Origin of the sequence: Pseudoalteromonas holothuriae (genome assembly GCF_945859825.1) — a bacterium.
Taxonomy (GTDB): Bacteria; Pseudomonadota; Gammaproteobacteria; order Enterobacterales; family Alteromonadaceae; genus Pseudoalteromonas; species Pseudoalteromonas holothuriae.
Genome location: NZ_CAMAPC010000024.1, coordinates 1 through 23,453, shown reverse-complemented (window position 1 = coordinate 23,453; position 23,453 = coordinate 1). Strand labels below are relative to the sequence as shown.

Annotated in this window: 15 protein-coding genes; 7 read left to right on the top strand and 8 right to left on the bottom strand. The window is 41.4% G+C overall.

Annotated features, from left to right (window positions below):
* The first annotated feature begins 235 nt into the window (after nucleotides 1–235).
* A complete protein-coding gene (locus OCI93_RS19195) occupies nucleotides 236–709 on the top strand; it encodes a Dps family protein (protein ID WP_261594747.1) in 474 nt (157 codons plus the stop codon).
* Here the strand turns inward: OCI93_RS19195 and OCI93_RS19190 are convergent.
* The 5 genes from OCI93_RS19190 to OCI93_RS19170 form a co-directional block, all read right to left on the bottom strand.
* Nucleotides 677–1,102, bottom strand: coding sequence for a hypothetical protein (locus OCI93_RS19190; RefSeq protein ID WP_261594748.1), 426 nt, complete (start codon nucleotides 1,100–1,102; stop codon nucleotides 677–679). The genes OCI93_RS19195 and OCI93_RS19190 overlap by 33 nt on opposite strands.
* A 23-nt stretch (nucleotides 1,103–1,125) precedes the next feature.
* A complete protein-coding gene (locus tag OCI93_RS19185; protein WP_261627074.1) occupies nucleotides 1,126–3,183 on the bottom strand; it encodes a S9 family peptidase in 2,058 nt (685 codons plus the stop codon).
* A gap of 125 nt (nucleotides 3,184–3,308) precedes the next feature.
* A complete protein-coding gene (locus tag OCI93_RS19180; RefSeq protein ID WP_261594750.1) occupies nucleotides 3,309–6,449 on the bottom strand; it encodes an efflux RND transporter permease subunit in 3,141 nt (1,046 codons plus the stop codon).
* Nucleotides 6,450–6,464: 15 nt separating this feature from the next.
* Entirely contained in the window at nucleotides 6,465–7,628 is a 1,164-nt protein-coding gene (locus tag OCI93_RS19175) for an efflux RND transporter periplasmic adaptor subunit (RefSeq protein WP_261594751.1), read from the bottom strand.
* A gap of 166 nt (nucleotides 7,629–7,794) precedes the next feature.
* Nucleotides 7,795–9,039: an aspartyl protease family protein gene (locus OCI93_RS19170; RefSeq protein ID WP_261627073.1), complete on the bottom strand. Its 1,245-nt coding sequence runs from the start codon at nucleotides 9,037–9,039 to the stop codon at nucleotides 7,795–7,797.
* 157 nt (nucleotides 9,040–9,196) lie between these two features.
* On the opposite strand from OCI93_RS19170, the gene OCI93_RS19165 reads away from it, so the two are divergent.
* Together OCI93_RS19165 and OCI93_RS19160 are read left to right on the top strand one after the other, a co-directional pair.
* Nucleotides 9,197–10,360 carry a tetratricopeptide repeat protein gene (locus OCI93_RS19165; RefSeq protein WP_261627072.1) on the top strand — a complete coding sequence of 388 codons (1,164 nt, stop codon included), beginning with the start codon at nucleotides 9,197–9,199 and terminating at the stop codon, nucleotides 10,358–10,360.
* A 124-nt stretch (nucleotides 10,361–10,484) separates the two neighbouring features.
* Nucleotides 10,485–12,260, top strand: coding sequence for a PKD domain-containing protein (locus OCI93_RS19160; protein WP_261627071.1), 1,776 nt, complete (start codon nucleotides 10,485–10,487; stop codon nucleotides 12,258–12,260).
* A gap of 146 nt (nucleotides 12,261–12,406) precedes the next feature.
* Here the strand turns inward: OCI93_RS19160 and OCI93_RS19155 are convergent, their stop codons facing one another.
* The 3 genes from OCI93_RS19155 to OCI93_RS19145 form a co-directional block, all read right to left on the bottom strand.
* Nucleotides 12,407–15,292, bottom strand: a complete 2,886-nt coding sequence (locus tag OCI93_RS19155) for a TolB family protein (RefSeq protein ID WP_261627070.1) — start codon at nucleotides 15,290–15,292, stop codon at nucleotides 12,407–12,409.
* A 224-nt stretch (nucleotides 15,293–15,516) separates the two neighbouring features.
* Nucleotides 15,517–16,368 carry a D-hexose-6-phosphate mutarotase gene (locus OCI93_RS19150; RefSeq protein ID WP_261594757.1) on the bottom strand — a complete coding sequence of 284 codons (852 nt, stop codon included), beginning with the start codon at nucleotides 16,366–16,368 and terminating at the stop codon, nucleotides 15,517–15,519.
* Nucleotides 16,369–16,610: 242 nt separating this feature from the next.
* The gene (locus OCI93_RS19145) at nucleotides 16,611–18,584 is read right to left on the bottom strand and encodes a methyl-accepting chemotaxis protein (protein WP_261594758.1); all 1,974 of its coding nucleotides are present in this window, start codon (nucleotides 18,582–18,584) and stop codon (nucleotides 16,611–16,613) included.
* Nucleotides 18,585–18,757: 173 nt separating this feature from the next.
* Between OCI93_RS19145 and OCI93_RS19140 the strand changes: the two genes are divergently transcribed.
* The 4 genes from OCI93_RS19140 (at nucleotide 18,758) to katG (ending at nucleotide 23,323) form a co-directional block, all read left to right on the top strand.
* Entirely contained in the window at nucleotides 18,758–19,978 is a 1,221-nt protein-coding gene (locus tag OCI93_RS19140; protein ID WP_261594759.1) for an OprO/OprP family phosphate-selective porin, read from the top strand.
* Between the two features lie 115 nt (nucleotides 19,979–20,093).
* Nucleotides 20,094–20,498: a YbaN family protein gene (locus tag OCI93_RS19135; RefSeq protein WP_261594760.1), complete on the top strand. Its 405-nt coding sequence runs from the start codon at nucleotides 20,094–20,096 to the stop codon at nucleotides 20,496–20,498.
* A 71-nt stretch (nucleotides 20,499–20,569) separates the two neighbouring features.
* A complete protein-coding gene (locus tag OCI93_RS19130; RefSeq protein ID WP_261594761.1) occupies nucleotides 20,570–20,953 on the top strand; it encodes a VOC family protein in 384 nt (127 codons plus the stop codon).
* Nucleotides 20,954–21,112: 159 nt separating this feature from the next.
* Nucleotides 21,113–23,323 (top strand): catalase/peroxidase HPI, encoded by a 2,211-nt coding sequence (gene katG, locus OCI93_RS19125; protein ID WP_261594762.1) that lies wholly within the window; start codon nucleotides 21,113–21,115, stop codon nucleotides 23,321–23,323.
* Nucleotides 23,324–23,453: the final 130 nt, after the last annotated feature.

Sequence of the window (23,453 nt, the reverse complement as noted above, 5' to 3'; positions counted from 1 at the left end):
TTTTATTGCGTGGAGCGCATATTGGCAAGGTTTATTCCACAGTGGTTCAAGTAGTAAAAAATCATGAGTTTTAAGTTTTGGGGTAGAAATCTATCCCTTCGCCCATATGTATCTAAAGGTAAGTGAGATAAAAGCAAAGATTGATTTGTTTTTTCGATGGCATGCATAGATTTTAGTCGATAGGCATTTGAGCTATTTTCTCCCATACTGAGTACATCAAAACAAGGAGCTTATTATGAACACAACTAATTCTATCGGTTTAGACAACCAAAAAAGTCAAGCGCTAGTAACATCATTAAACACATTGCTAAGTAGTTACCAAATTCAATATATGAACGCTCGTGGCTTTCACTGGAATATCAAAGGGCGTAACTTTTTTGAGCTACACCTAAAATTTGAAGAAATCTATAACTTACTGCTTGAAAAAGTAGATGAAATTGCGGAACGTATTTTAACCATTGAAGGCAAACCTCTTCATGCATTTTCGGATTACCTTGAGGCGAGCAAAATAACAGAAGCCAAAAATATCAGTGATGGTACTGAGGCGCTGAATAACTTACTAAATGGTTACAAAACACTGATTGCAATGCAACGTGAGATTCTAGAGCAAGCAGGCGACGCCCAAGATGAAGGCAGCGCAGCACTGATGAGTGATTATATCAAAGAGCAAGAAAAGTTAGTTTGGATGCTTAAAGCTTATCTTAACTAACCTATCAATGTTGCCTTTATAATGTGGTTGGTTGCTAACCAACTCTTCCATAGAGGTGAAAAAGTGCACAGCAGTTGTGGTGTCTTGCCACAACTGCTCAAGCATATGGCGGGCAAGTGCGTTTGCCCCCACATAACTTACCGTTTGCAAGCCTCGCTGTGTAACTCCTGCAAAATACTGCCGAGTGTCTTCAATGCTGTCAGCGGTACTCATTTCAAACTCAGTTAAATCAACCACTGCATCCATCATGCTTTGCGGTGCAAATTGGCTCGCAGTAGCCATCAAATCGTTTTGAAATGCAATGATTCCTTCTTTATTAAAAGCCCCTTTCATACTTATATAAGCACAAGGAGGGTCCATAAAAACACGCCAAAGGCCATGGGCTACAAACATCAAACTACCTTATCAATCATTGCTTAACTTGATAATAAAGCAATAAAGAAGGCCATTTCCAGTGCTTTATCTTGTAAACTTTTAAATCGCCCTGAGGCACCACCGTGACCTGCTTCCATATCTGTTTTAAAAAGCAGTAAATTATCATCAGTTTTTAACGCCCTGAGTTTAGCCACCCACTTCATTGGTTCCCAGTACTGTACTTGTGAATCATGCAGCCCCGTTGTTACTAAAATATTAGGGTATGCTTGAGCAGCTAAGTTATCGTATGGTGAATAATTCAATATACTTTGATATGCTGCCTGCTGATTAGGGTTACCCCACTCATCGTATTCATTGGTGGTCAGTGGTATTGACTCATCTAACATAGTAGTTAATACGTCTAAAAATGGAACATGAATGCCCACTCCCAAATACAGTTCTGGAGCCTGATTAACCACCGCTCCCATCAATAAACCACCAGCACTGCCACCAGATGCAAATACTTTGTCTTTATGTGCATACCCTTGATCGGTTAAAGCCCGCGTTACATCAACAAAGTCATTAAAGGTGTTTTGCTTATTAGCCTTTTTCCCTTGTTCATACCAATTTCGGCCTAACATCTCAGAGCCTCGAATATGCGCAATGGCATACACAAAACCTCTATCTAGTAATGATAATGTTGTACTAGAAAAGCTAGGATCAATAGTAATACCATAGGCACCGTATCCGTATTGCATGAGCGGATTAGTACCATCTTTATGAAATGTATCTTTTCTATATACCAAAGATACGGGTACTTGCTCACCATCTCTGGCATTCACAAAAACTCGCTCTGACGCATACTTGTTACTATCAAAATCACCGAGTACTTGTTGCTGCTTACGCAACGTTTTACGCCCTGTGGTCAAGTCACAATCGTATACTGAGCTCGGTGTGGTTAAACTAGAGTAGTGTATACGTACATGAGAAGCGGTTCGCTCTGGGTTATATCCAATACCTGCGAAAAAGCATGCATCATCAAAACCTAATTGGTAACTTTCTCCTTGGTAGTTATGCACTACAAAGCGAATTTGCCCCATTTCTCGCTCGGTGATCACAAAGTGACTATCAAATAGCTCCATACCTTCAATTAAAATATGTTCACGATGTGCAATCAGTTCTTGCCACTGAAGCCTATCACCGATAGTTTTTTCACAAGCTTTCAGCAAGCGAAAGTTTTTTGCGTCATGATTTGATAAAATATAATACTCGCCAGCGAGTTTCTCAATACCAAATTCATGACCCTCAGTGCGCGGCAATAGTCGCTTAAACTCACCCATAGGCGCATCGGCATCAAGTGCTAGTATATCGCTGGTTTCAGTTGCCGCTAGGTATATATAAATTTCACTCTCATCGCGGCTTTTACCCAACTCCATATAAAACTGACGGTCTTGCTCTTCATATACCAGCGTATCATCGCTTTGCGGTGTACCTAATACATGACGATATACCTGAAAACCCAATAACGTTTGTGCGTCTTTTTTCACGTAAAATACAGTTTTGTTGTCATTACTCCAGACCAGCTGTCCTTCGGTGTTTTCTAATACGTCATCAAGGTATGTATTGGTGCATAAATCTTTAAATCGAATGGTATAAATACGACGCCCATCAATGTCTTCACTATAAGCTAGCAAATTTTCATTAGGGCTTATTGTCATCTCACCCACATCATAGTATTCATAGCCTTGTGCAAGCTCATTAATATTCAGCAGTAGCGTTTTATCTGACAACAGCTCATTAGTCGCACGATAGTGACTGGCATATTCATCATCCCCTTGCACATCACTTACATACCAATATTGACCGTCTTTTACTGGCACAGAGCTATCATCTTTCACAATACGGCCCTTCATTTCTTCAAACAAAGCATTGTGCAATACTTGATGAGCACTCATGTGTTGTTGTACATATTGATTTTCTTTTTCTAGATGCTCAAGTACCTGAGCGTCTTGCCTTTCATCATCACGCATCCAATAATAATTATCGGTTCGTGTGTGTCCATGATGTGTCATATTGTGAGGAATTTTTTTTGCAATCGGTGGGGTTATTTTATCAGTCACTATGGTGTTCCTATTTTATTTTTTCCAGTCTAGCATAGCTAATAAGCACACGCAGTGTTGTCTTAAGCAAACAGCAAAAAGGCCAATCTCTCGATTTGGCCTTTTGAGTAAATAGATATTACCTACTATGCATTTTGTATTTTGTTACGTGCTTTGAAAAGCCCTTTAATAGCATTGTATAAGCCTCTGAACATGGTCCGAACATCTGTCATAATGATGTATAAACACGGAACCAGCAATAGCGTGATCAGTGTAGCAAATACCACTGCAAAGCCCAGCGAAACCGCCATTGGGATAACAAACATTGCCTGCAAGCTGGTTTCAAACATAATGGGTAAAACACCTACAAAAGTTGTTATAGAAGTCAGTGTAATAGCCCTAAAGCGTGCACACCCTGCATTAATTACCGCATCTTTAAGCTGCACTCCCTCTTTACGAGCTTGATTCACAAAGTCTGTCATCACCAATGAATCGTTGATCACCACACCTGCGGCAGCAATAATGCCGTAGGTCGACATCATGCTTAAGTCTAAGCCAAAGAACAAATGTCCCCAAATTGCACCAACCAAGCTAAATGGGATCACCGACATCACAATCAGTGGTTGTGCATAGCTTTTAAGGGGAATAGCCAACAAAATATACACAATCAACATTCCTACAATAAAGAATACCAATTGTTCATTCGCTTGCGCTTGCTGCTCTTCAACCGAACCGCCTAGCTTGGTTTTAACCGATGGAAAACTCTTTAACAACTGAGGCAAAATATCATCGTCAATGCGTTTGGTCACCGCATTTGGCTCAACCACTTCTTCATCAATATTGCCGTAAACATATACAGTACGATAGCCTTCTTCACGACGAATGTAGCTTATCCCTGGTTTTTCAACCAGTTCCACAATATCACCAAGCATGACTTCTTTACCTGTTGGCGTAGTAATCACGGTATGTTTTAAAGATGAAAATGCTTCTCGCGTTAATTTTGGATAACGCACCATGACTCTCACTTCTTCGCCACCTCGGATCACACGTTGTGCTTCACCACCATAAAAGCTGGCACCCACTTGCATACCAATATTTTGTAGTGATAAGCCCAAATCATGGGCGACCGGTTTTAAAGTCAGCTGAATCTCCTTACTTGCAGGGTCAATTGTTGAGCTAATGTCAAACAACCCTTTTTCATCTTGCAACATCCGAATTAATTGTCGACCCGCCGCATTTAGAGTCTCAATATCAGAGCCATATAATAAGTAACCAAAATCACCGTCTGTACCTAATGAAATCACCTCTTCTTCAATCATAATAGATTTTACGCCGGCAATTTCAGGCATACTTTCTCGCCAACGGCGCGTTAACTCAAAAGTGTTAAATGGGCGTAACGCTTCATCAACTAACGGCGCTAAAACACGGCCTTCTGTTTGACCTTCGTTCATTACCATGACATCTCGGACCATTTTCTGTCCAAATTCCTGTTCGATTTTTTTGTCTTCAGAAATAATAAGCTGCTCTAATTGACGGATTGCTGAAATCGTTTGCTCATCTGATGCATTATCATTCATGGTTAGATTAATTGCAGGGAAGTCATGAGGTATTTTAGGTACAAACAACGTTCTCACAGCACCACTGGTTACCAGTGTAACGCTCATGATAAACATACCAATAAAAGCAAATAGTACGGTCCAACGCCACTGCACACACAAGGTCACAAAACGTTTGTATGGTCCATTTACAAAACCAAAGAAGCGCTTATTAAAACGCACACGCCAGCTATTTTCAGCCAACGGACTAAACTTGGTGTGTGCGATATGCGCAGGAAGAATTAACTTAGACTCAACCAAACTAAATGCTAAACAGAGTAATACCACACCGGCAATAGAGATGAAGTTAGAACTATCAGGCCCGCTTGAGAACATCAATGGTGCAAATACCGCCATTGTAGTAAGTACCCCAAAAGTAGCCGGCGTTGCAACACGCTTTGCACCACGTACAACATTCTCTACGCCGGGTCCATTCTTCTCTATTTCGGTGTAAGCGCTCTCTCCAATTACAATGGCATCATCCACCACTATCCCCAGTACCATAATAAAAGCAAACAATGACACCACGTTAATCGTAACTCCAATGAGTGGCATGGCCATTATCGCGCCTAAGAAGCAGATTGGCAGGCCAACCATCACCCATAATGCGAGCTTAAAACGTAAGAAAATAGACAACATAATAGCCACCAAAATAGCGCCTTGGAATAAGTTGCTTTTCATCATGCTTAGGCGGCCATTGAGGTAATAGGTCATATCAACAAGTGGGTCTATTTTTACACCTGCTGGCAGTTCAGCATTTTTCTGCGCAATATATGCCTTCACAGTCTGTGCAATGGGGATCATGTTTTGCTCTTTGGTCGCTTTAACAGCAATATAAACCGCATTGTCACCATTTAATTTAAAATAGCGCTCGCCTTCAGTAAACGCATCTTTAACGACAGCCACATCCCTGAGCAGTAATTTAGCGCCATTTGCACCAATCTTAACCGGGATTTGACGGAACTGTTCACCATTATACGATTGATTTTCTACTCGCACTGAAATAACGCCAGCATCTGTGCGCAATTGGCCAGCAGATAAGTTCGTTGAATAACCACGAATTGCTGCGGTTATATCACTGATAGTCAGGTTGTACTGACGCAGCATATCAGGGTCTATTTCAATACCAATCTCATCAAGTGGTACATTCACTTCCACGAGCGATACATTGCTCAATTGCAGCAATTCGTCTTCAATATTTTTAGCAATTGGTTTTAAGTCAGTTAGGGGTAAGTCTGCCGATACAGTCATGCCAATCACATCTTGACGAAACTCTCTTTGGCTGACAGTTAAGGGTTCCATTGCTGCAGGGAAAGTAGCAATACCATCAACTCGCAGCTTCACTTTATCCATAACATCAGACAACTTTACATCTGGGTCTATCTCAAGTGATGCACTGCCACCATTGCGAAAAGCGCGATATACGCCTTCTTCGATTTCAGTCACATCTTTTAATGCTTCTTCAATTTTTACTAATATGCTTTCCTCAATTTCCTGAGGTGATGCACCAGGGTAGGTCGCTTCAATATTAATATAATTCAATTCAACGTTAGGAAACATCTGACGTTGACTCGTAAAATAGGACGCGATACCAACAATAAGAATAAACCACATTAAAAGGTTGGCTGCGACTGGATTGTTAGCAAAATAGGCGATGATGCCTGTTTGCTTCTCAGGTTGTTCCGTGCTCATACTCACTCCCTACACCTATAGCTTTTGAGAAGATGCTTGCACATCTGATGAGTCTGCACCTGCAACTTTAACCGCCATACCCTCTTGTGGATACTCTGGCACCGTCGTCACTATTCGCTCATTATCATTTAAGCCCACATTAACAAAAAAGAACTCCCCTTCTTCACGGATCACTTGCACCTTACGCGGCTCTAGTTTGTTGTCATCATTTAATAACCATACAGTTTGATTGTTGACTAAATCTTGCGGAAGACGATAAATACGATTCAAAGTTTTTCCCGCAAAATCAACCTGTACAAATGCACCAAACTTAATTGCTGGCTGGTCAGATTTAAGGCCATACGGGTCATCGATTCTCACGACTAGGTTAACCATTCTGGTTTGCGTATCTACCACTCCTAAATCGCGGTCTATAAAAGCTTGACGTGTAAAACCATTTAAGCCACTTTGCGTCACGTTTGCTTTAATACCCGCCACATTTTTTGGCAAAAAGGCACTATCAAACCCCGCTATAGGAATAATAACTTCCGCAGCTTCAATATTGTTTAGCTGAGCTACTGACGTACCCACTCCAACAAATTGCCCTAAGCCCACGTTTCTAGCAACAACCAGTGCATCATATGGCGCTACCACTTCACAGTTATCTAAATCGCGCTGTGCTCTTTTCAGCGCCGCTTCCGCTGATTTAACCGATGCTTTTGCACTCATCACCTGAGGTTTACGAAGAAATAAATCGGTATGTTTTTTATTCGGGAAGCGTTTGGCTTCATCTGCTGCTACATTAGCCAAAGCTTGCTCTTCTATTAATGCTGCTTTAGCGCGTGACAACTCAGCTTGCGCTTGTAACAAAGCCGCTTCGTAATTATCCTTTTCTATACGCATTAGCACATCTCCGCGAGCAACAATACCTCCCGCAATAAAGTTAGGATGCCAATACATTACTTCACCAGACACTTGCACTGATAATTGAGTTTGCTCGAAGGGCTTAACTTCACCATAACTATTAATCATTACTTGATGGTCTAACGCTGAAATCAGCTCCACTTCGACTACAGGTCGGCTGTCAATAGGCTCCTTCTCTGTAGGGTCCGACGCTATGGCATTAATGCCAATAGCTCCAACAGCGCCTATTACCAATACCGCAAAGGGTAATATCCATCTTAAAATATTCATTCGCATGACTTCACCTTGTAAAAAATTTCCTGCATCTATAGTAACAATAATACATACAAGGAGAACGTGACATTTGTAATTTTATGTTACGTCCTTTTATATAATCACAGAGTCACGCTTGAAAGCCCCCTAAAAAACCTAATCACATGTTTTTAAATAGCTTTGCAACATACTAGTAAACTTCACTGAAACCAATAATATTTGCAAAAACCATCGTATTACACTGCTCGCTATGTAACTGCAATGTATCAATAGCAGAGTGCGCCCAACATAATAAGTGCTCAGCCGGCGAGTTACTGATATCTAACCAGTTATCCATACTCAGTGAGTGTACATTTTGGTTGTTGATACGCGTGATAATATCACCCACACGTAACCCAAACTTAGCTGAACGAGCAGCAATATGCCTCACCACAAAATGGCCGCTTCGAATCTTTCTTAACTCTAACCCAGACAAGTTATAACGCGTTTTAAAACTCTGTCCGCGTGGCTGTAAGTACAATATACTGGTGTGATAATCAACTGTAGTAACAAACTGATTCAAAAATGCATTTCCGATAATCCATAGTTCATCCTCCTCATCCGTCGGAATAAAATTAGCCTTCACATTTGGTACTTTTAAATCGCCTAACTGAATGCTTGTAATATTACCCCTTTGGTGTTTAGTTCTACCTGACAAACCAAAATCAGCGGCGCCAACAAGAGGCGTTATATTAATATTGTGATTCGCCAGATACGTAGCACTGAGCTTTAAATAGTGTCGTGACCCAGTATCCAATATGATAGGCATCTTCACTTGATGTTGATCAGTTAAATAAAATTGAGCTGGTAACCTTACTTTGCTAAATGAAATGGAAAAAGGTATTGCATGCGTATGAAGAGGTGGTTGATATGCCGCACGTGACAGTTCAATTGTTTGTTGTTCTTTGTCAAAAGTCCACGCAAAGTGTCGCATTACATCGTGACCTAAAACACCATCAAACGTTGCTTCATCATCTCGCAAATAGTATTTACTCGTAGATGTTGGAATAACGGCTAATGCCATATTATCAAAGCTCACTTGGGCCAAAGTAAACTTATCAACTTGTGTTTTATAGGCCGCACTTACCTCTTCATCCCCCCAGCCACCAATCATCAACTCAGCCTGTTGTGATAAGCCAATCGCATTAACTTTCGGTGTATCAAACAACATACTAAAACTTGCTCCACTATCTATTAACAGCTTTAAACGATGACCATTTACGTGGACATTGACATAACTTTTTTCCCCTTCAAAAGAGGAGTCAAGGAGCTGTTTATGCAGCTGACCTTGCCAAACTGGTTCAATATCAGAATTTGCCCACTTCATGCCTATGGTTCGCACAAAACTACACCCAGATAGAACTATGCTCAGGGTAACCAAAAGCCAAATTTTCATATTATGTCCTGCCGTGACTGAAGTAACGCTCAACATATAAGGCACCGAGTGAAATATTCGTGAAGCCAATCATTTGATCGACACTTTAAACAAACCCATTGCCAAGCTATTACTCAACAGATACATTAAATAAAGTTGTCTATTTCGAGTATGTATAATGTTCAAGCTATTAATTGTTTTATTCTTTTTTACCTTATCTGGCTGTAGTCATACTCAAAAAGGCAACGCGCTCAAACAAGTCCCCTCCCCAACGAGTTTAATTAATCATGACTTATTTAACCCCGTGCCTATAACTCTAGAGGCACAAATTTTTGCTTTACCTGAAGTAGAGCAAAACGCATTTAAAACTTTCGCTAGTCAAGCTATTACAAAACAGATACGTGCAGATCGCATCATTGCAGATTACTTAAAGTTTAAGGTTGATAATTTTAGTTATGATGGCGCCACGCTCACAGCCAGCGAAGTGATTAGCCAAAATGAAGGTAATTGTATTAGCTTAGCAATTTTAACTCAGGCTTACGCAAACTTAATTGGAATTGAAACAGGCTTTAGCGAAGTGGCATCAATGCCCGTATATAAGCAGAAAAAGCAAACAATTCTTATTTCTAGCCACTTTAAAACAAAACTGTATGCACCTTTGGAGAAAAACAAAGATTGGTTATACTTTATGCGTCCAGGGACAGTAATTGACTATTTTCCTGTCAAAGATATTGTATTTGTTGGCAGCGCCAGCTATCACGATTTAGTTGCTAAGTACTATGCGAATTTAGCTACTGAAGCACTATTAAAAAAACAGTTTAATTTGAGTTATTCACTATTACAAAAAGCGTTTGAATATACCCCATATGATCCTGAACTTATTAGCTTAACAGCCATTTTACACCGTCGTAATGGTGACACACAGAGTGCCCAAAGGTTATTCGCATTTGCATACAAGCACAATTTTCTTAGTAGTAATTTACTGTACAACTATCGCTTTCTTGCTCAACAGTTAGGTCAGACAGCACTAGTGAATGAACTTGATCAAGCTCTGCATTATAACGCTAAAACTCCTTTTGACTTTATTCAACTAGCCGAACAAGCTATTTCCCGCAAGCAATATTTAACCGCTGAAAATATTTTAAACAAGTTACTTCTAAATACACCTTACCTACCAGAGCCTTACTTCGCTTTAGCAAAAATTAATTATCTTAGGGGAGACCTCAAGACAGCTCAAAATTTTCTGCAAAGTGCGCTTGATAAAGCTGAAGATCAACAGAAGAAAGGAATTTACCAAGCAAAGCTCAATACCTTAAAACAATTTGGTATTGGTTATAACTAAAACAAAGCAAAAAAATAAATACACAATTAATTTATTATTAACATTTTATTTACCCAAGAGGTTTTTCGTTCTACCTTAAATGTGTCTCACTTTTAGACAAAATAAACACATGTAAGGACCAACAATGAAAAAACGCTACTTTCTTCCTCTACTGAGTTTTGCCTCAATGGCAGCACTTGCACAAGTTCCTTTAAGTGAGGAACAAATGCTCAGCTTTACAAGTAAAACAAATGAAGCTGTCATCGGCAAAACAGCCACATTAAACCTCGCGCTCAGTGGTAAAAAAAATACCATTATGCAAACAATCTCTCATCCAGATGCCAGCTATATAAAAGTGCACTTTAAGAACGTTAACCTAAAAGGCGGTGGCAAACTCATCGTTAGAGCGACGGATAATAGTGAACGTTATGAGTATACTGAAGCAGACATGCGCAAAGCGACGCTAGAAAAAGGTGATAATGGTATAAACCATTTTGCCGCTATGTCAGTCTCAAGCGATACCGTGATTGTTGAGTATACGCCCGGATCAGACCTAAATACGACGCTTGGCACTCCTATTATTGATTATTACCACTTCGGTATTGAAAACCAGCTTGGCAGTGATGATATAGGTACAGATTCAACTTGTGGCGCGATGGAACGCAAGGACGTGCAATGCTGGGCTGACTCTCACCCAGAAGAGTTTGAGCGCAGCCGCCCTGTAGCACGTCTGGTTATTGGTGGCCGCAGCCTATGTACTGGTTGGCGCGTTGGTGAAGATAATCATATGTTCACTAATAACCACTGTGTTGAAACCGCATCAGAGCTTACTTCTACAGAGGTTTGGTTCAACTATCAGCACACCAGTTGTAATGGCACAACGAAAGAGACTGTGATAAAGGTCACTGGTAAAGACTTTTTAAAAACCGACTACACGCTAGATTACACCCTGTTTACTGTTAATAACTTTGAGCAAACAGCCCCATTTGGATATTTTGGCTTAGATATTGACGATGCAACGCAAGATCAACGTATTTATATCGCACAGCACGGTGCTGGTAACCCAAAAGAGCTGTCTATCGAATCAGATCAAGATAATGGCGGTTTGTGTCAGGTAAATGAAACTGATGCGAATGGCCGTGGTACAGCGACTGACTTAGGTTATTACTGTGACACAACTGGCGGTTCATCAGGTTCTCCAGTCATCGCTGCAGACACCCGTGATGTTATTGCCCTTCACCATCTTGGTGGTTGCACTAACAAAGGCGCTAAAATCAGCAAAATTTGGCCACAAGTGGCAAATGTATTCAATAACCAAGTGCCTGTAGGTGACCAGCCAGATCAAAACCCTAGCCCTAGTGCTAAATTCACTTACAGCTGTGAGCAACTCGCTTGTCAATTTGATGGCTCATCATCAACCACACCTAACGGCAGTATCAATCAATACGAATGGCAGTTTGGTGATAGCAGTAGTAATGACTTTGGCAGCAATGTCTCGCACAGCTATGCAAATAGTGGGGACTACTCAGTCACTTTGACGATTACTGATGAGCAAGGAGAAACGGCCTCACAAACTAAAACTGTCTCAGTATTAGATGTGATAGACGACCCTGCCCAGCTGCAAAAAGGCGTCACCAAAACCGCTTTATCTGGCGTGAGATATTCAGAACAGTTTTTCTATTTTGACGTACCGGTAGGTGCTACCAACATTACATTCAAAATGGCCGGTGGTACTGGCGATGCTGATTTATATGTGCGTAAAGGAGCAAAACCGACAACATCAACTTATGACTGCCGTCCATATCGTTGGGGTAATGGTGAAACCTGTACACAAAACGATGGCACTGGACGTTATCATGTCATGATCAGAGCATTTTCGGCATTTAGTGGCGTACAGCTAACTGCTGACTATACTAACTAAGGCATATCGGGAAGCATGTAGGCTACGTTAAAAGCTTACCACTTTACAAAACATACATACGACCTGACATGCACGTATTCTCCATATCAGTTTCTATCCAAGGCGACATAATGTGTCGCCTTTTTTAGTTACTATATTTTACTTTGTTATAAGTCGTACCAAAGTCCTAACCATGCTCGGTTTTCATTATCAATTTTATCACCTTCGACCCGACTCAATCCCACATCTAAGCGCAGATCACTCAGTCCGGCAGGTGCAAACTTACCTAACCAAGTTTGCCCATTGAGCCCTGTTGACCATTTAACACCATAACTTTGTGCAAATACCTGTTCATCAAGTTGATGTTGCTGATAATAAAGCCATGGAGAACTAGCTCGAAGAGCAATCGCACCACCATAACCCTCATATTTATTTCCCTGCGCGGCATAAAATGGCAAGTCTGGAGCTATTTGCATATTTACTAAACGAGATTGGGGTAGCAGCGAGGAGCTAAATCCACCTAATTGCAGTGTTTGCCGCTGCCTTTTTGCAAATTGATAAGATACATACATTGGCATATAAAACGCCTTACCAAATAGCGTGCCGGTAATATTCTGGCCCTGCCAATCTTGCCCATCTGTTTTGCCTTCAACCCAATATCCAGACAATTTCTGACCAATAGCGAATGATTGATTATCATATTGCCATGATTGCTGTGCTCCCACACGTAACCAGTTTTCACTAACGTTATGCCCCTGCTGATGTTGCTTGCTAGCCAACCCTGATAATTGCCCTTGCAAACGTAATTGCTGCCACTGATATGCACGGCTAAATTGCCCATATACGCCGTGTTGCTCTTTATACCCCAAAGTTGATTCATATTGCTTCTGAGCATCAAGCTTGTAATCAAAAATGTGCAGATCCCATTGTGATTGACCGTGCTGATAACGCGCTTTGGCAAACATGCCATTTAACGCATTATTGGTAACGCCTTGCGTCAAACCCACATGCCAACTTAGTTGCTCTAAAAAATCAGACCCTTTAACGCCTACATTTAATACTGACGTACTGGCAGATGTATATTGTGTACCAAGTGCCATGGAGGCACTTTGCTGCCAAATATCGTATTGAGCCACCTTTGCTTCATGCTGATAGATTTTAGCCAAAGGCAATTGTATCTGTGGCTCAAGTTGTGCTGATGCAGACTGCACTTGGCGTGATTTGGCCCTTATGCTATGTGACTCCATACTATCTTGTTCAGCCAGCTCATAAACCAACTGCCCAGGCATAATAGCAGGAAGTTGATGCATATCATTACCTTGAAAGCCGCTAGACAAATATAACAACTCGCCACTTGGTTGCTCCATTGGGAAAGCGAATAACGACTGGCCTTGCGTGAGTTTATATAGAGCATTCGTTGCTAATTCATAACGATAGATATCGACACTGCCACGGTTGCCTGCTACAAAATAAAGCGCATCGCCACTTTTTGACCAGCTAGGTTGAGTTGCATACTGATATCCTTGAGGCATAGGAACTTGGCGCTGCTCTTGCGTCGCGAGGTCTTGTATATACAATTTCCAACCTTGATTAAGCGTATGTTTTAAATAAGCTAATTGTTGCTGTGCATCATGCAACGTAGGAAAGTCATATAAAGTGCTTAATTGCTTAGAAAATAAAGGGGTTACTTCTTGTTTATTGGTATCAATTTGCACCAATTCCGAGTAGCCATTTAACACTTGCTCGGCAAAAATCGTTTGACCATCTTGGCTGAGTGTAAAACGACGAATTGCAAGCTCCTGTGTGAGCTGCTCAACTTTACCAGTATCAAGGGACCATTTAAATAGCTCCCCGCGACGCGCGTGTATTGTGTTCTGACTATAAATTGAAGCAATAAAATACAAAGAATTTTCATCGTACCATTTAGGGTAACGAATACCTGAAAAATTAATTGGCTCAAGGGTATGCAGTGTTTTTTTGGCAAATACTTTTGGCCGAACATCAGCAATATCCTTTGGGTCCGCGACTAATCGTGCTTGTTGCTGCTCAATAAATTCTTCTTCAGCTGTTGGATCGTCTTTCGTTTCATACACATTTAATTTAACTCTACCTTTACGGTCTCTTTCTACTATTGCTAGCTTGCTACCATCAGCTGAGAGCGCTGGGCTTGTTGCTGAATATTTATAATCTTGCCAAAGCGTACTATGCAAAGGCGCTTCTTGCTGCTCTTTGGACATCGCTTTATAAGTAAACTCTGCGATAAAGCGCCGGTACAAAGTAGCTGGATGTTCTGCAAAAACGCCATAGAATGCACTGTCAAAACTCCTAGACTCCACAGCTCGCATGCGAGTCCAAACAGCGTCCAGTGTACTCTGAGAATAATGCGCTTCAAGCCATGCTAAAAAACGCCCTCCTAGCAGATAAGCCATAGCTTTAGAGTAATACTCATCATTACCTTCATTGAGTTGGTCGTACGATAACAACCCACCTTGTTGGGCAAGCTCAGTTAGCAATGCATTAGTATAATTATCATAAATACGACCTCGCCCAGTCATTTTTGATTCCATTAAGGTCGCATAGCCCTCAGCGACCCAGCGCGGCATCATTGCCTGTGACAAGTCGAATATATCCCATGAATCTCTGAGTACTTGCTTCCAATGATGCCGACTCGGTTGCGACAAATGTACTAAGTGAATGTACTCATGAAGAATTAACAGTTGCTGCCAACTAGCATGATTTGAGATAGCAGTATCTGATTGAGGCGGGGTCGTAAACAAAGCCATTAAAGGGTTATCAGTGCTTGGCAAAGCAAACCCATTCGCTGCATGGTTTGGGTCAAATACCACGACATCAGCTTTACCTTCTAATACACGCTTTTGCTGTTGCCAAACTTTATCGCGTACTATTTCAAGCTCTTGCGCAGCAGAGCGCGCCCAAGCTTCATGGCCCTGCGTATAATGAACATTAAAGTGTGCGGTATTGAGTGTAAACCAATTGGGTGATGCCCATACTGACATCACCAATAAACCACTTAGTTTTAAACAATTTGTCACGATTGACTGTATGCACATAAATTTATAACTCTATGATTGACGATTTCAATGAGTATGCCAAAAACCAGCCTATTTAACTGTATGAAAGTATTATTAAATTGTAAGTTTTAATGACTCTATCATCATTGTTCATGATGTAATTAGTAAAAGGAGTGAATAGCAACATACCGCATCCTAATACGCAGCATACAGCGCACAAAGGATACGGTAATTAAACCGCAAATTTAAAGCCAACGAATAACGGTTGCTAGTGTATGGCTTTGCCCAGACTCAACACATGCTATATCGTCTAGCACATTGGCAGCTTCAAGGCATAACATGGTGTGATACTCATCATCTCGAAAATAACTTAGCCGCTTAGATTTTTCTATCCAAGGATTCCACAGCACACAAGAGCTTGAGTTTTCTCTTGTAACTTCAATGCTACCCTCGGGAGTTTGAATCGTTTGTATGGTATTTGCTTGGGTGTACACCATATCTGTTTCTCGCTCAAATCCAACCACCTTATCTTGTAAAAATGGTCCTTTGCCAAATTCAATATAAGTTGCGCCTTGTAGACCATCGACGGTGGTATTTTCAATTGCAGAGGTAGGAAAGTATGTATGTAATGCTTGGGACAAAGTAAATGCCTCCTCCCCCAGATTGGTGTTCGTTAAACGCACCTCTAACTGCTCAGAAAAACGAAACTCAACTTCCAACTTAGAGTCATATGGCCAATATCTTTTATCCACGAGGCGCATTGGTAAAGATAAGCGGACCACTATATGATCACTAAACTCATTGACTTCCTCTGCGCGCCATAACAATTTTCTAGCTACACCATGAATAGGCCAATCAGCTTTCTCATGCACGCCAAACCACGGCCAGCAGATAGGAATACCACCACGAACAGGTTTTCCTTCTTGATAGTCTTCCTCTGCAGAGACCCAAATTAAGGGACTTTTTCCTGTCGGTGTAAATTCACACAATTGTGCGCCTTGTAAAAACACCTTGGCAGTACATAACGGGCTATTAACATTGATATATTCAAGCCCACTATCAGTATGTTGAATAGAAACTGATGCAGATAATTCCATCTCTCACCTTATTATTGAGTATGTCACTACCCTCTACATTACCTAACAAATAAGTCATGAGTAAATAAATAACGCTCAATGATGAAGGATCCTCATCATTGAGCATTGCTCTGAGGTAAATTAAGACCTGTTTATCTATAAAGTATAAGCTTTTTCAAGGCAAAGGCTTTCAACACACGAAATGAGCAACTGGCATAATGATTTATGCCAGTTGCGAATAACAAAGTAGTGAAAGCCTTCGATTAAACTTTAAATTGACCCACTAAGTCGGTCAGGTTTGAGGAAAGCCGATTCATTTTCTCACCACTTTGAGCTGTCTTATTAGCCACCTCAGTAACGCTGTCGGCAGCATTTTTAATCTCAACAACATTGCGACTAATATCTTCTGCAACATGCTGTTGCTGCTCTGCTGCGGTGGCAATTTGTGTGTTCACATCACTTATTGTTTGAATAGACTCTGTAATATCAGAAAACTGAGTCTGCGCTGACTGACTTAGCTCGACAGTTTTTTCGGTTCGTGCCAAACTTTTACGCATTTCTTGAGATACTCGCTCAGTCATTTTACGTAATTTGTCCAATTGCGATGCAATTTCTTCTGTTGATTCCGAGGTACGCTGCGACAGTGCCCTTACTTCATCAGCAACTACAGCAAAGCCTCTGCCATGTTCACCGGCGCGGGCCGCCTCAATTGCAGCATTCAGAGCAAGTAAATTTGTTTGCTCTGCGATACCGCGGATCACACTTAAAATAGACATAATACTTTCGCTTTCACTATCTAACTGAGTAATGTCTGAATTAGCTTCCGTGATAGCAGATGCAAGTTCTGCCACACTCGACACGGTTTGTGTAATCACATTTTGCCCCAACTCAGATGCTTGCTGTGTTTGTGAGGCAAGCTCTGCGGCATTTGCACAGCTAGCTGCAACTTCGTTTGCGGTCGCCGCCATTTCGTTAATAGCTGTAGCTGCCATTTCAAGCGCTTGTTGTTGTTGGGTGGTCGAGTTTGTAAGCTCTGTCGCCTGCGCCGATGTTGCCTGCGCCGTTGTGGTGACTTGCTGCGCACATTGGTTTATTTGTGTTACTAACTGTGCTATCAAGTTCAAAAATAGGTTAAAACTATTAGCTAATTTGCCCGTTTCATCTTTTGCTGTAATATCCAAACGTTGTGTTAAGTCACCTCCACCTTGTGAAATGACAGTAAGCCCATCACTCACTTCTTTAATTGGTCCTGAAATTAACCGAGCTATATAGGTAGACAAAACAACAAAAACTGCAATTAAAATACCACTGAGCACAATAATCGTAATAGTCATATTATTAGCCGATGCCATCACCTCTGAGGCCTGCACCAAACCTACAAATTTCCACCCTAAACTGTTTGATGTGTATACGTTGACAAAATAGTCCTCACCACTGAGCTCAATGTTGTACAGACCAGCATCCTCTCGTGCAATATCGGCAAATACACCGCTGGCTATTTCATCAAAAGATTTAAATGTATGTTCTGGATATTTTGCATCCGCCAATACAGTGCCTGTATTTTCAACAAGGAGTAAATATCCTGTCTCTCCCAAGCTAATTTCTTTAACAATATCAGTCAAGCCACTGAGCGATACATCCATACCATGCACACCGACTTGCCGACCTTCGTGCATTAACGCCTTGACTGTGGAAACGATCACCATATCATCGGGTGCCCAATAATAAGCATCTGTTCTGATGGTATTGCCGCTGCCTCGTTTACCTGTTTGATACCAAGGACGCTCACGCGGATCATAACGCGCATTTACTTCACCTTGCGGCCATTGAATATATCCACCTTCTTCGTTACCAACAAAAATATAAGCAATACCGGGATGAGTTTGGCCAAATAAGTCTATTTGTTGAAAGGCTTGTTTTTCAATCGCATGATTTTGCATCGAGTTAAGCTGTGTTGCAGAGTGAGTATCAAGGTAGGTTTTCACATTGGTTCGAGCTGCAATAATATCGGGGTGTGCCGCAAGATAGTCGACATTTTTAGCTATTTCACCAAAAAACATAGCAATACCGTTATCAATTTGCAGAGCTTCTCTATTGGCCAGCTCAGAAAAATTATCCAACGAAGCCTGCCTAGTTTGCGAAATCATTAACCCAGCAATAATTAATAAAGGTAAAACAATCGCTGATATAAACGCTAACCGCAGCTTTTGCGAAATACTCATTGTTGCATCATCCATTAATATGGTCTTAGAAATATAGATAGCAAGATACAAAATGGTCAAGCATTAGGAACGTAATTTGCTGAATTAACTTAAAATCGTCTGACTGTTTCTAATTTGAGATATTTGGTTAAAATAGTCTACCCTAATACATACAAGTAACTATCACAGTAACTATAAAGTGGGTAACCATGCATAAATTAACATCTCTCGCACTTGCAATGAGCCTAATACCTTGCTTTGCTCAGGCAAATGATGGAGAAATACAGAAATTAAAACAACAACTTGAAGATTTGCAAAAGCAAATCCAAAAGCTTGAAAAAAAATCACTCGAAAAGCCTAAGAAAAAACCATCGGGGATCAAAGTTGGCGGTGCAGTTCGGACAAACTTCAGTCACACATCCTATAATGATGGTAATAAAAATCGCGGAGGCGACTTTGACTTTGATATTTTTAGAGTCAACTTTGCAGGCGATATTGGCGATGTACAATTAAATGCAGAAATACGCTTTTTTGATTACATGAGCGCGGTTAAATATGCCTATGTTGGGTATAATTTTGCTAAGGACTGGCAAGTACAAGCGGGGATAACAAAAGTCCCGTTCGGTAACTGGCCATACAATTCGCACAACTACTTTTTTAATACAACCTACTATATTGGCCTCGAAGATGATCATGATTTAGGCGTTTTATTCAAGCGCAAGCTTAAAGACAACTGGCAACTAGATATTGGCTTTTTCAAAAATGATGAGCTCGGCGGTGTGGATGGCTACGTAGAAGATAGAAACGATCGTTACTCTTATGATGTTGTAGGCTATAGAAAAGCGGGTGATGGAGTATATGATGACCCCACCCAGCCACTCGGTGAATATAACACTTTTGCAGGCCGGTATGCATATCACTTTAAGCATAAGGGCGGAACCACTGAAGTTGGTTTCTCTGGACAAACAGGCGGCTTACACAATGGTGTTGAACGTGCGGGAGACTACCAATCATGGGCCGTACATGTAAACTCGAATATGGGGCCTTGGAACTTTCAATTGCAACATGGCGAATACAACTATGATGTAGATGGTGTTGATCGTATGGCCGTCGGTGCTTACGCGTTTTACGACAGCATGGCTGCCCAAGCAACCACGTCTAACGTGAATGTTGCCTACAGTTTACCGATTAAATGGGGCGCGGTAACTGGCCTGCAGTTTTACAATGACTTTGGCATCATCTACGACAAATCAGATAATACTGAAAACACTTGGATGAATGTCACCGGAGTGTCTGTTGCCGCAGGCGGGTTCTTCACTTATTTTGACTTTGTAAATGCCAAAAACCAACCATTTGTTGGCGGCTCAATCGCGGGTGATAGTGACGACACTGAGCGACGTTTTAATATCAATATTGGCTATTATTTTTAATACGCAGTAATCAACCGCCAGCAACGCTTTAAGCATTACTGGCGGTTTAAAAACTCGCAAACTTATCGCACTGTGATAAGCTTTAAATATCAATTTCATGCAAAAGAGCTAAGCGATGGCTAAAAAGATTATGATGCTTTTCAATCGGTGTTTTTGGCTTCATATTGCTGGTATTAGTTTTGTTGGTTTAGGTTTTGTAGGGATTGTTTTACCCGTCATGCCAACCACTATATTTTTTATTTTAGCCCTTGCCTGTTTTACTCGCTCTAACCCCAAGCTTGCCAACTGGCTACTCACTCACAAAAAATATGGCCCAGTACTGCAACAATGGCATAATCATAGGGTGATCCCTACCAAAGGAAAACTATACGCAGGACTTGGTATGTCATTAGGTTTTTTTATCTTGCTTCTTGGCAGCCCTGCCACATGGGTGCTTGTGAGTGTTGCATCCTGTGAGCTGCTGGTTATGCTCTACATTTGTTCAAAGCCTTCACGTGTACCGAACGGACCTGACCTATAAAATAATTTACCAGTCTTTGTAGCAGTCGCTATATCAACCTGTATTAAATCGACACAAAGAAGTTACCCACTATGAATTTAAACCAAATTACATTACCTGTTAACAACATGGCGCATGCCACAAAATTTTATCGCAAACTTGGCTTTTTACAGATTGTCGATACCCCACATTATGCGCGTTTTGAGTGCCCTAATGGTGCTACGTTTTCACTGTCGCTGTGTGAGAACGGTCAACAACACGGTGTTACTATTTATTTTGAATACGAACAGCTTGATGAATGGGTGACTAAATTGCAAAGTAAAGGCATCATTTTTACATCACTACCAGAGGATAAGCGTTACCTATGGCGAGAGGCGCAATTACAAGACCCCAGTGGCAATCAGATTAAACTCTACTGGGCTGGGGATAACCGCCTAAACCCTCCTTGGCGAGTAGAAATAAGTGAAACGTCTTAGAGACTCATATGGACTCCCTGCTAATGTCTCATGTAAAAAATCGAATGCTGCAATCGAGATAAGTCACTGTCTTTCATTTAAATTCATATCTATAGTCTAAAATACAAGCAAAGCTAGCAAGTTAACTTTGCCGTTAAATAAGTCAAAAAGGTATAGAGTATGGATAAAAGCAATAAAAGTGCAGCTGGGAAATGCCCTGTTATGCATGGCAGTAATACGCGTATTGGTGATAATAAAACCAAAAACCTTGATTGGTGGCCTAACCAATTAAACCTAAAAATCCTTCACCAAAATGATAAAAAAGCCAACCCCTTGGGTGAGAGTTTTAATTATGCCAAAGCTTTCGAGCAGCTTGATTTGGCCGCAGTTAAACAAGACCTTAATACACTCATGACAGACTCACAAGATTGGTGGCCTGCAGATTACGGTCATTATGGTCCATTTATGATCCGTATGGCATGGCATGCCGCTGGCACCTATCGCACAGCTGATGGCCGAGGGGGGGCTGCAACAGGTAACCAGCGCTTTGCCCCACTCAATAGCTGGCCTGATAATGCCAATTTAGATAAAGCTCGCCGTTTGCTTTGGCCTATAAAACAAAAATATGGCAACAGTTTATCTTGGGCTGATTTATTTATCCTAGCTGGTAATGTCGCATTAGAATCCATGGGCTTAAAAACATTTGGCTTTGCCGGTGGCCGAGAAGATATCTGGGAACCAGAAGAAGATATTTACTGGGGCATGGAAAAGGAATGGCTAGAAAACAACCGCTACAGTGGTGAAAGGAACTTGGAACACCCTTTAGCAGCAGTACAAATGGGATTGATTTACGTGAACCCTGAAGGGCCTGATGGTCAACCTGACCCTGTCGCGTCAGGTAAAGATATTAGAGAAACATTTAAACGCATGGCCATGGATGATGCCGAAACAGTTGCATTAACAGCTGGCGGACATACATTCGGTAAATGTCACGGCGCAGCGCCAGATTCTAATTTAGGGCCTGACCCTGAAGCTGCACCATTAGCAGAAATGGGCCTAGGCTGGCGTAACCAACACGGCAGTGGCAAAGGCACAGACACCATCACTAGCGGTATTGAAGGTGCATGGACGCCCACACCAACACAATGGGATAACAGCTACTTTGACGTACTCTTTGGATACCAATGGACACTTTCAAAAAGCCCAGCAGGGGCACAACAGTGGGAGCCTGTCGACTTAGCACCGGATCATCATGCACCCGATGCTGACAATGCGAATAAACGCGTTGGCATTATGATGACGACCGCCGATATGGCCATGCGCGAAGATCCTAAGTACCGAGAAATATCAAAACACTACCATGATAATCCAGATGAGTTTGCAGATGCTTTTGCGCGCGCTTGGTTTAAACTCACACATCGTGATTTAGGGCCAAAATCACGCTACCTTGGACCTGAGGTGCCTAAAGAAGATTTACTTTGGCAAGACCCTATTCCTAATGTAACTCATGAATTAGTTGATCAACGTGATATTGACCAACTTGCTGAGCAAATTCTCGCTTCACAATTAAGTGTTTCAGAGTTGGTATACACCGCGTGGTCATCAGCTTCAACCTTTCGAGGGTCAGATTCTCGTGGCGGAGCCAATGGCTCACGCATACGCCTAGCCCCGCAGAATCAATGGCTTGTAAACCAGCCTGAACAACTGCAAAAAGTACTGTCTACATTGAGCCAAATACAGCAACGCTTTAACGATGCACAAACAGCCAATAAATCCGTATCACTTGCTGATTTAATTGTACTTGGTGGTGCTGTTGCTATTGAGAAAGCAGCCAAAGCCGGTGGCTTTGATATCCTAGTTCCTTTCACTCCAGGGCGAAGTGATGCCAGTGCAGAGCAAACAGATGTGGAATCTTTTGATGTGCTAGAGCCCATGGCCGATGGTTTTAGAAATTATCAAAAACAACACTACAGTGTTCGTGCCGAAGAGTTATTACTAGATAAAGCACAGCTATTGACATTAACTGCACCAGAAATGACCGTATTAGTCGGCGGGTTACGCGTACTCAATGCCAATTTTGAGCAACGCCCTCATGGTGTATTAACGACGCAACCAGAAGTGTTGAGTAATGACTTTTTTATCAACTTGCTCGATATGGATACACGCTGGCAAGCAGAAGATGAGCATGCCAACACTTATACAGGTCATTGCTGTAAAACTGGACAACAAAAGTGGCAAGCCTCGCGCGTTGACTTGGTATTTGGTTCAAATTCGCAACTACGCGCTATTAGCGAAGTTTACGCTTGCAAAGATAACCAATTGAAGTTTATACAAGACTTTATCCTTGCGTGGACTAAAGTAATGACTGTTGATAGGTTTGATATTAAGTAAGCAGCCTAAATTAACCTGAATCTCGTTTAAGAAATTGAACTAAATGCCTGTTCCGAGATCCGATCTTTCGACCAAGAACGATTGGATAAACAAGGAACAGGCATGATTAAATTAGTTGAATTGTTTTGCG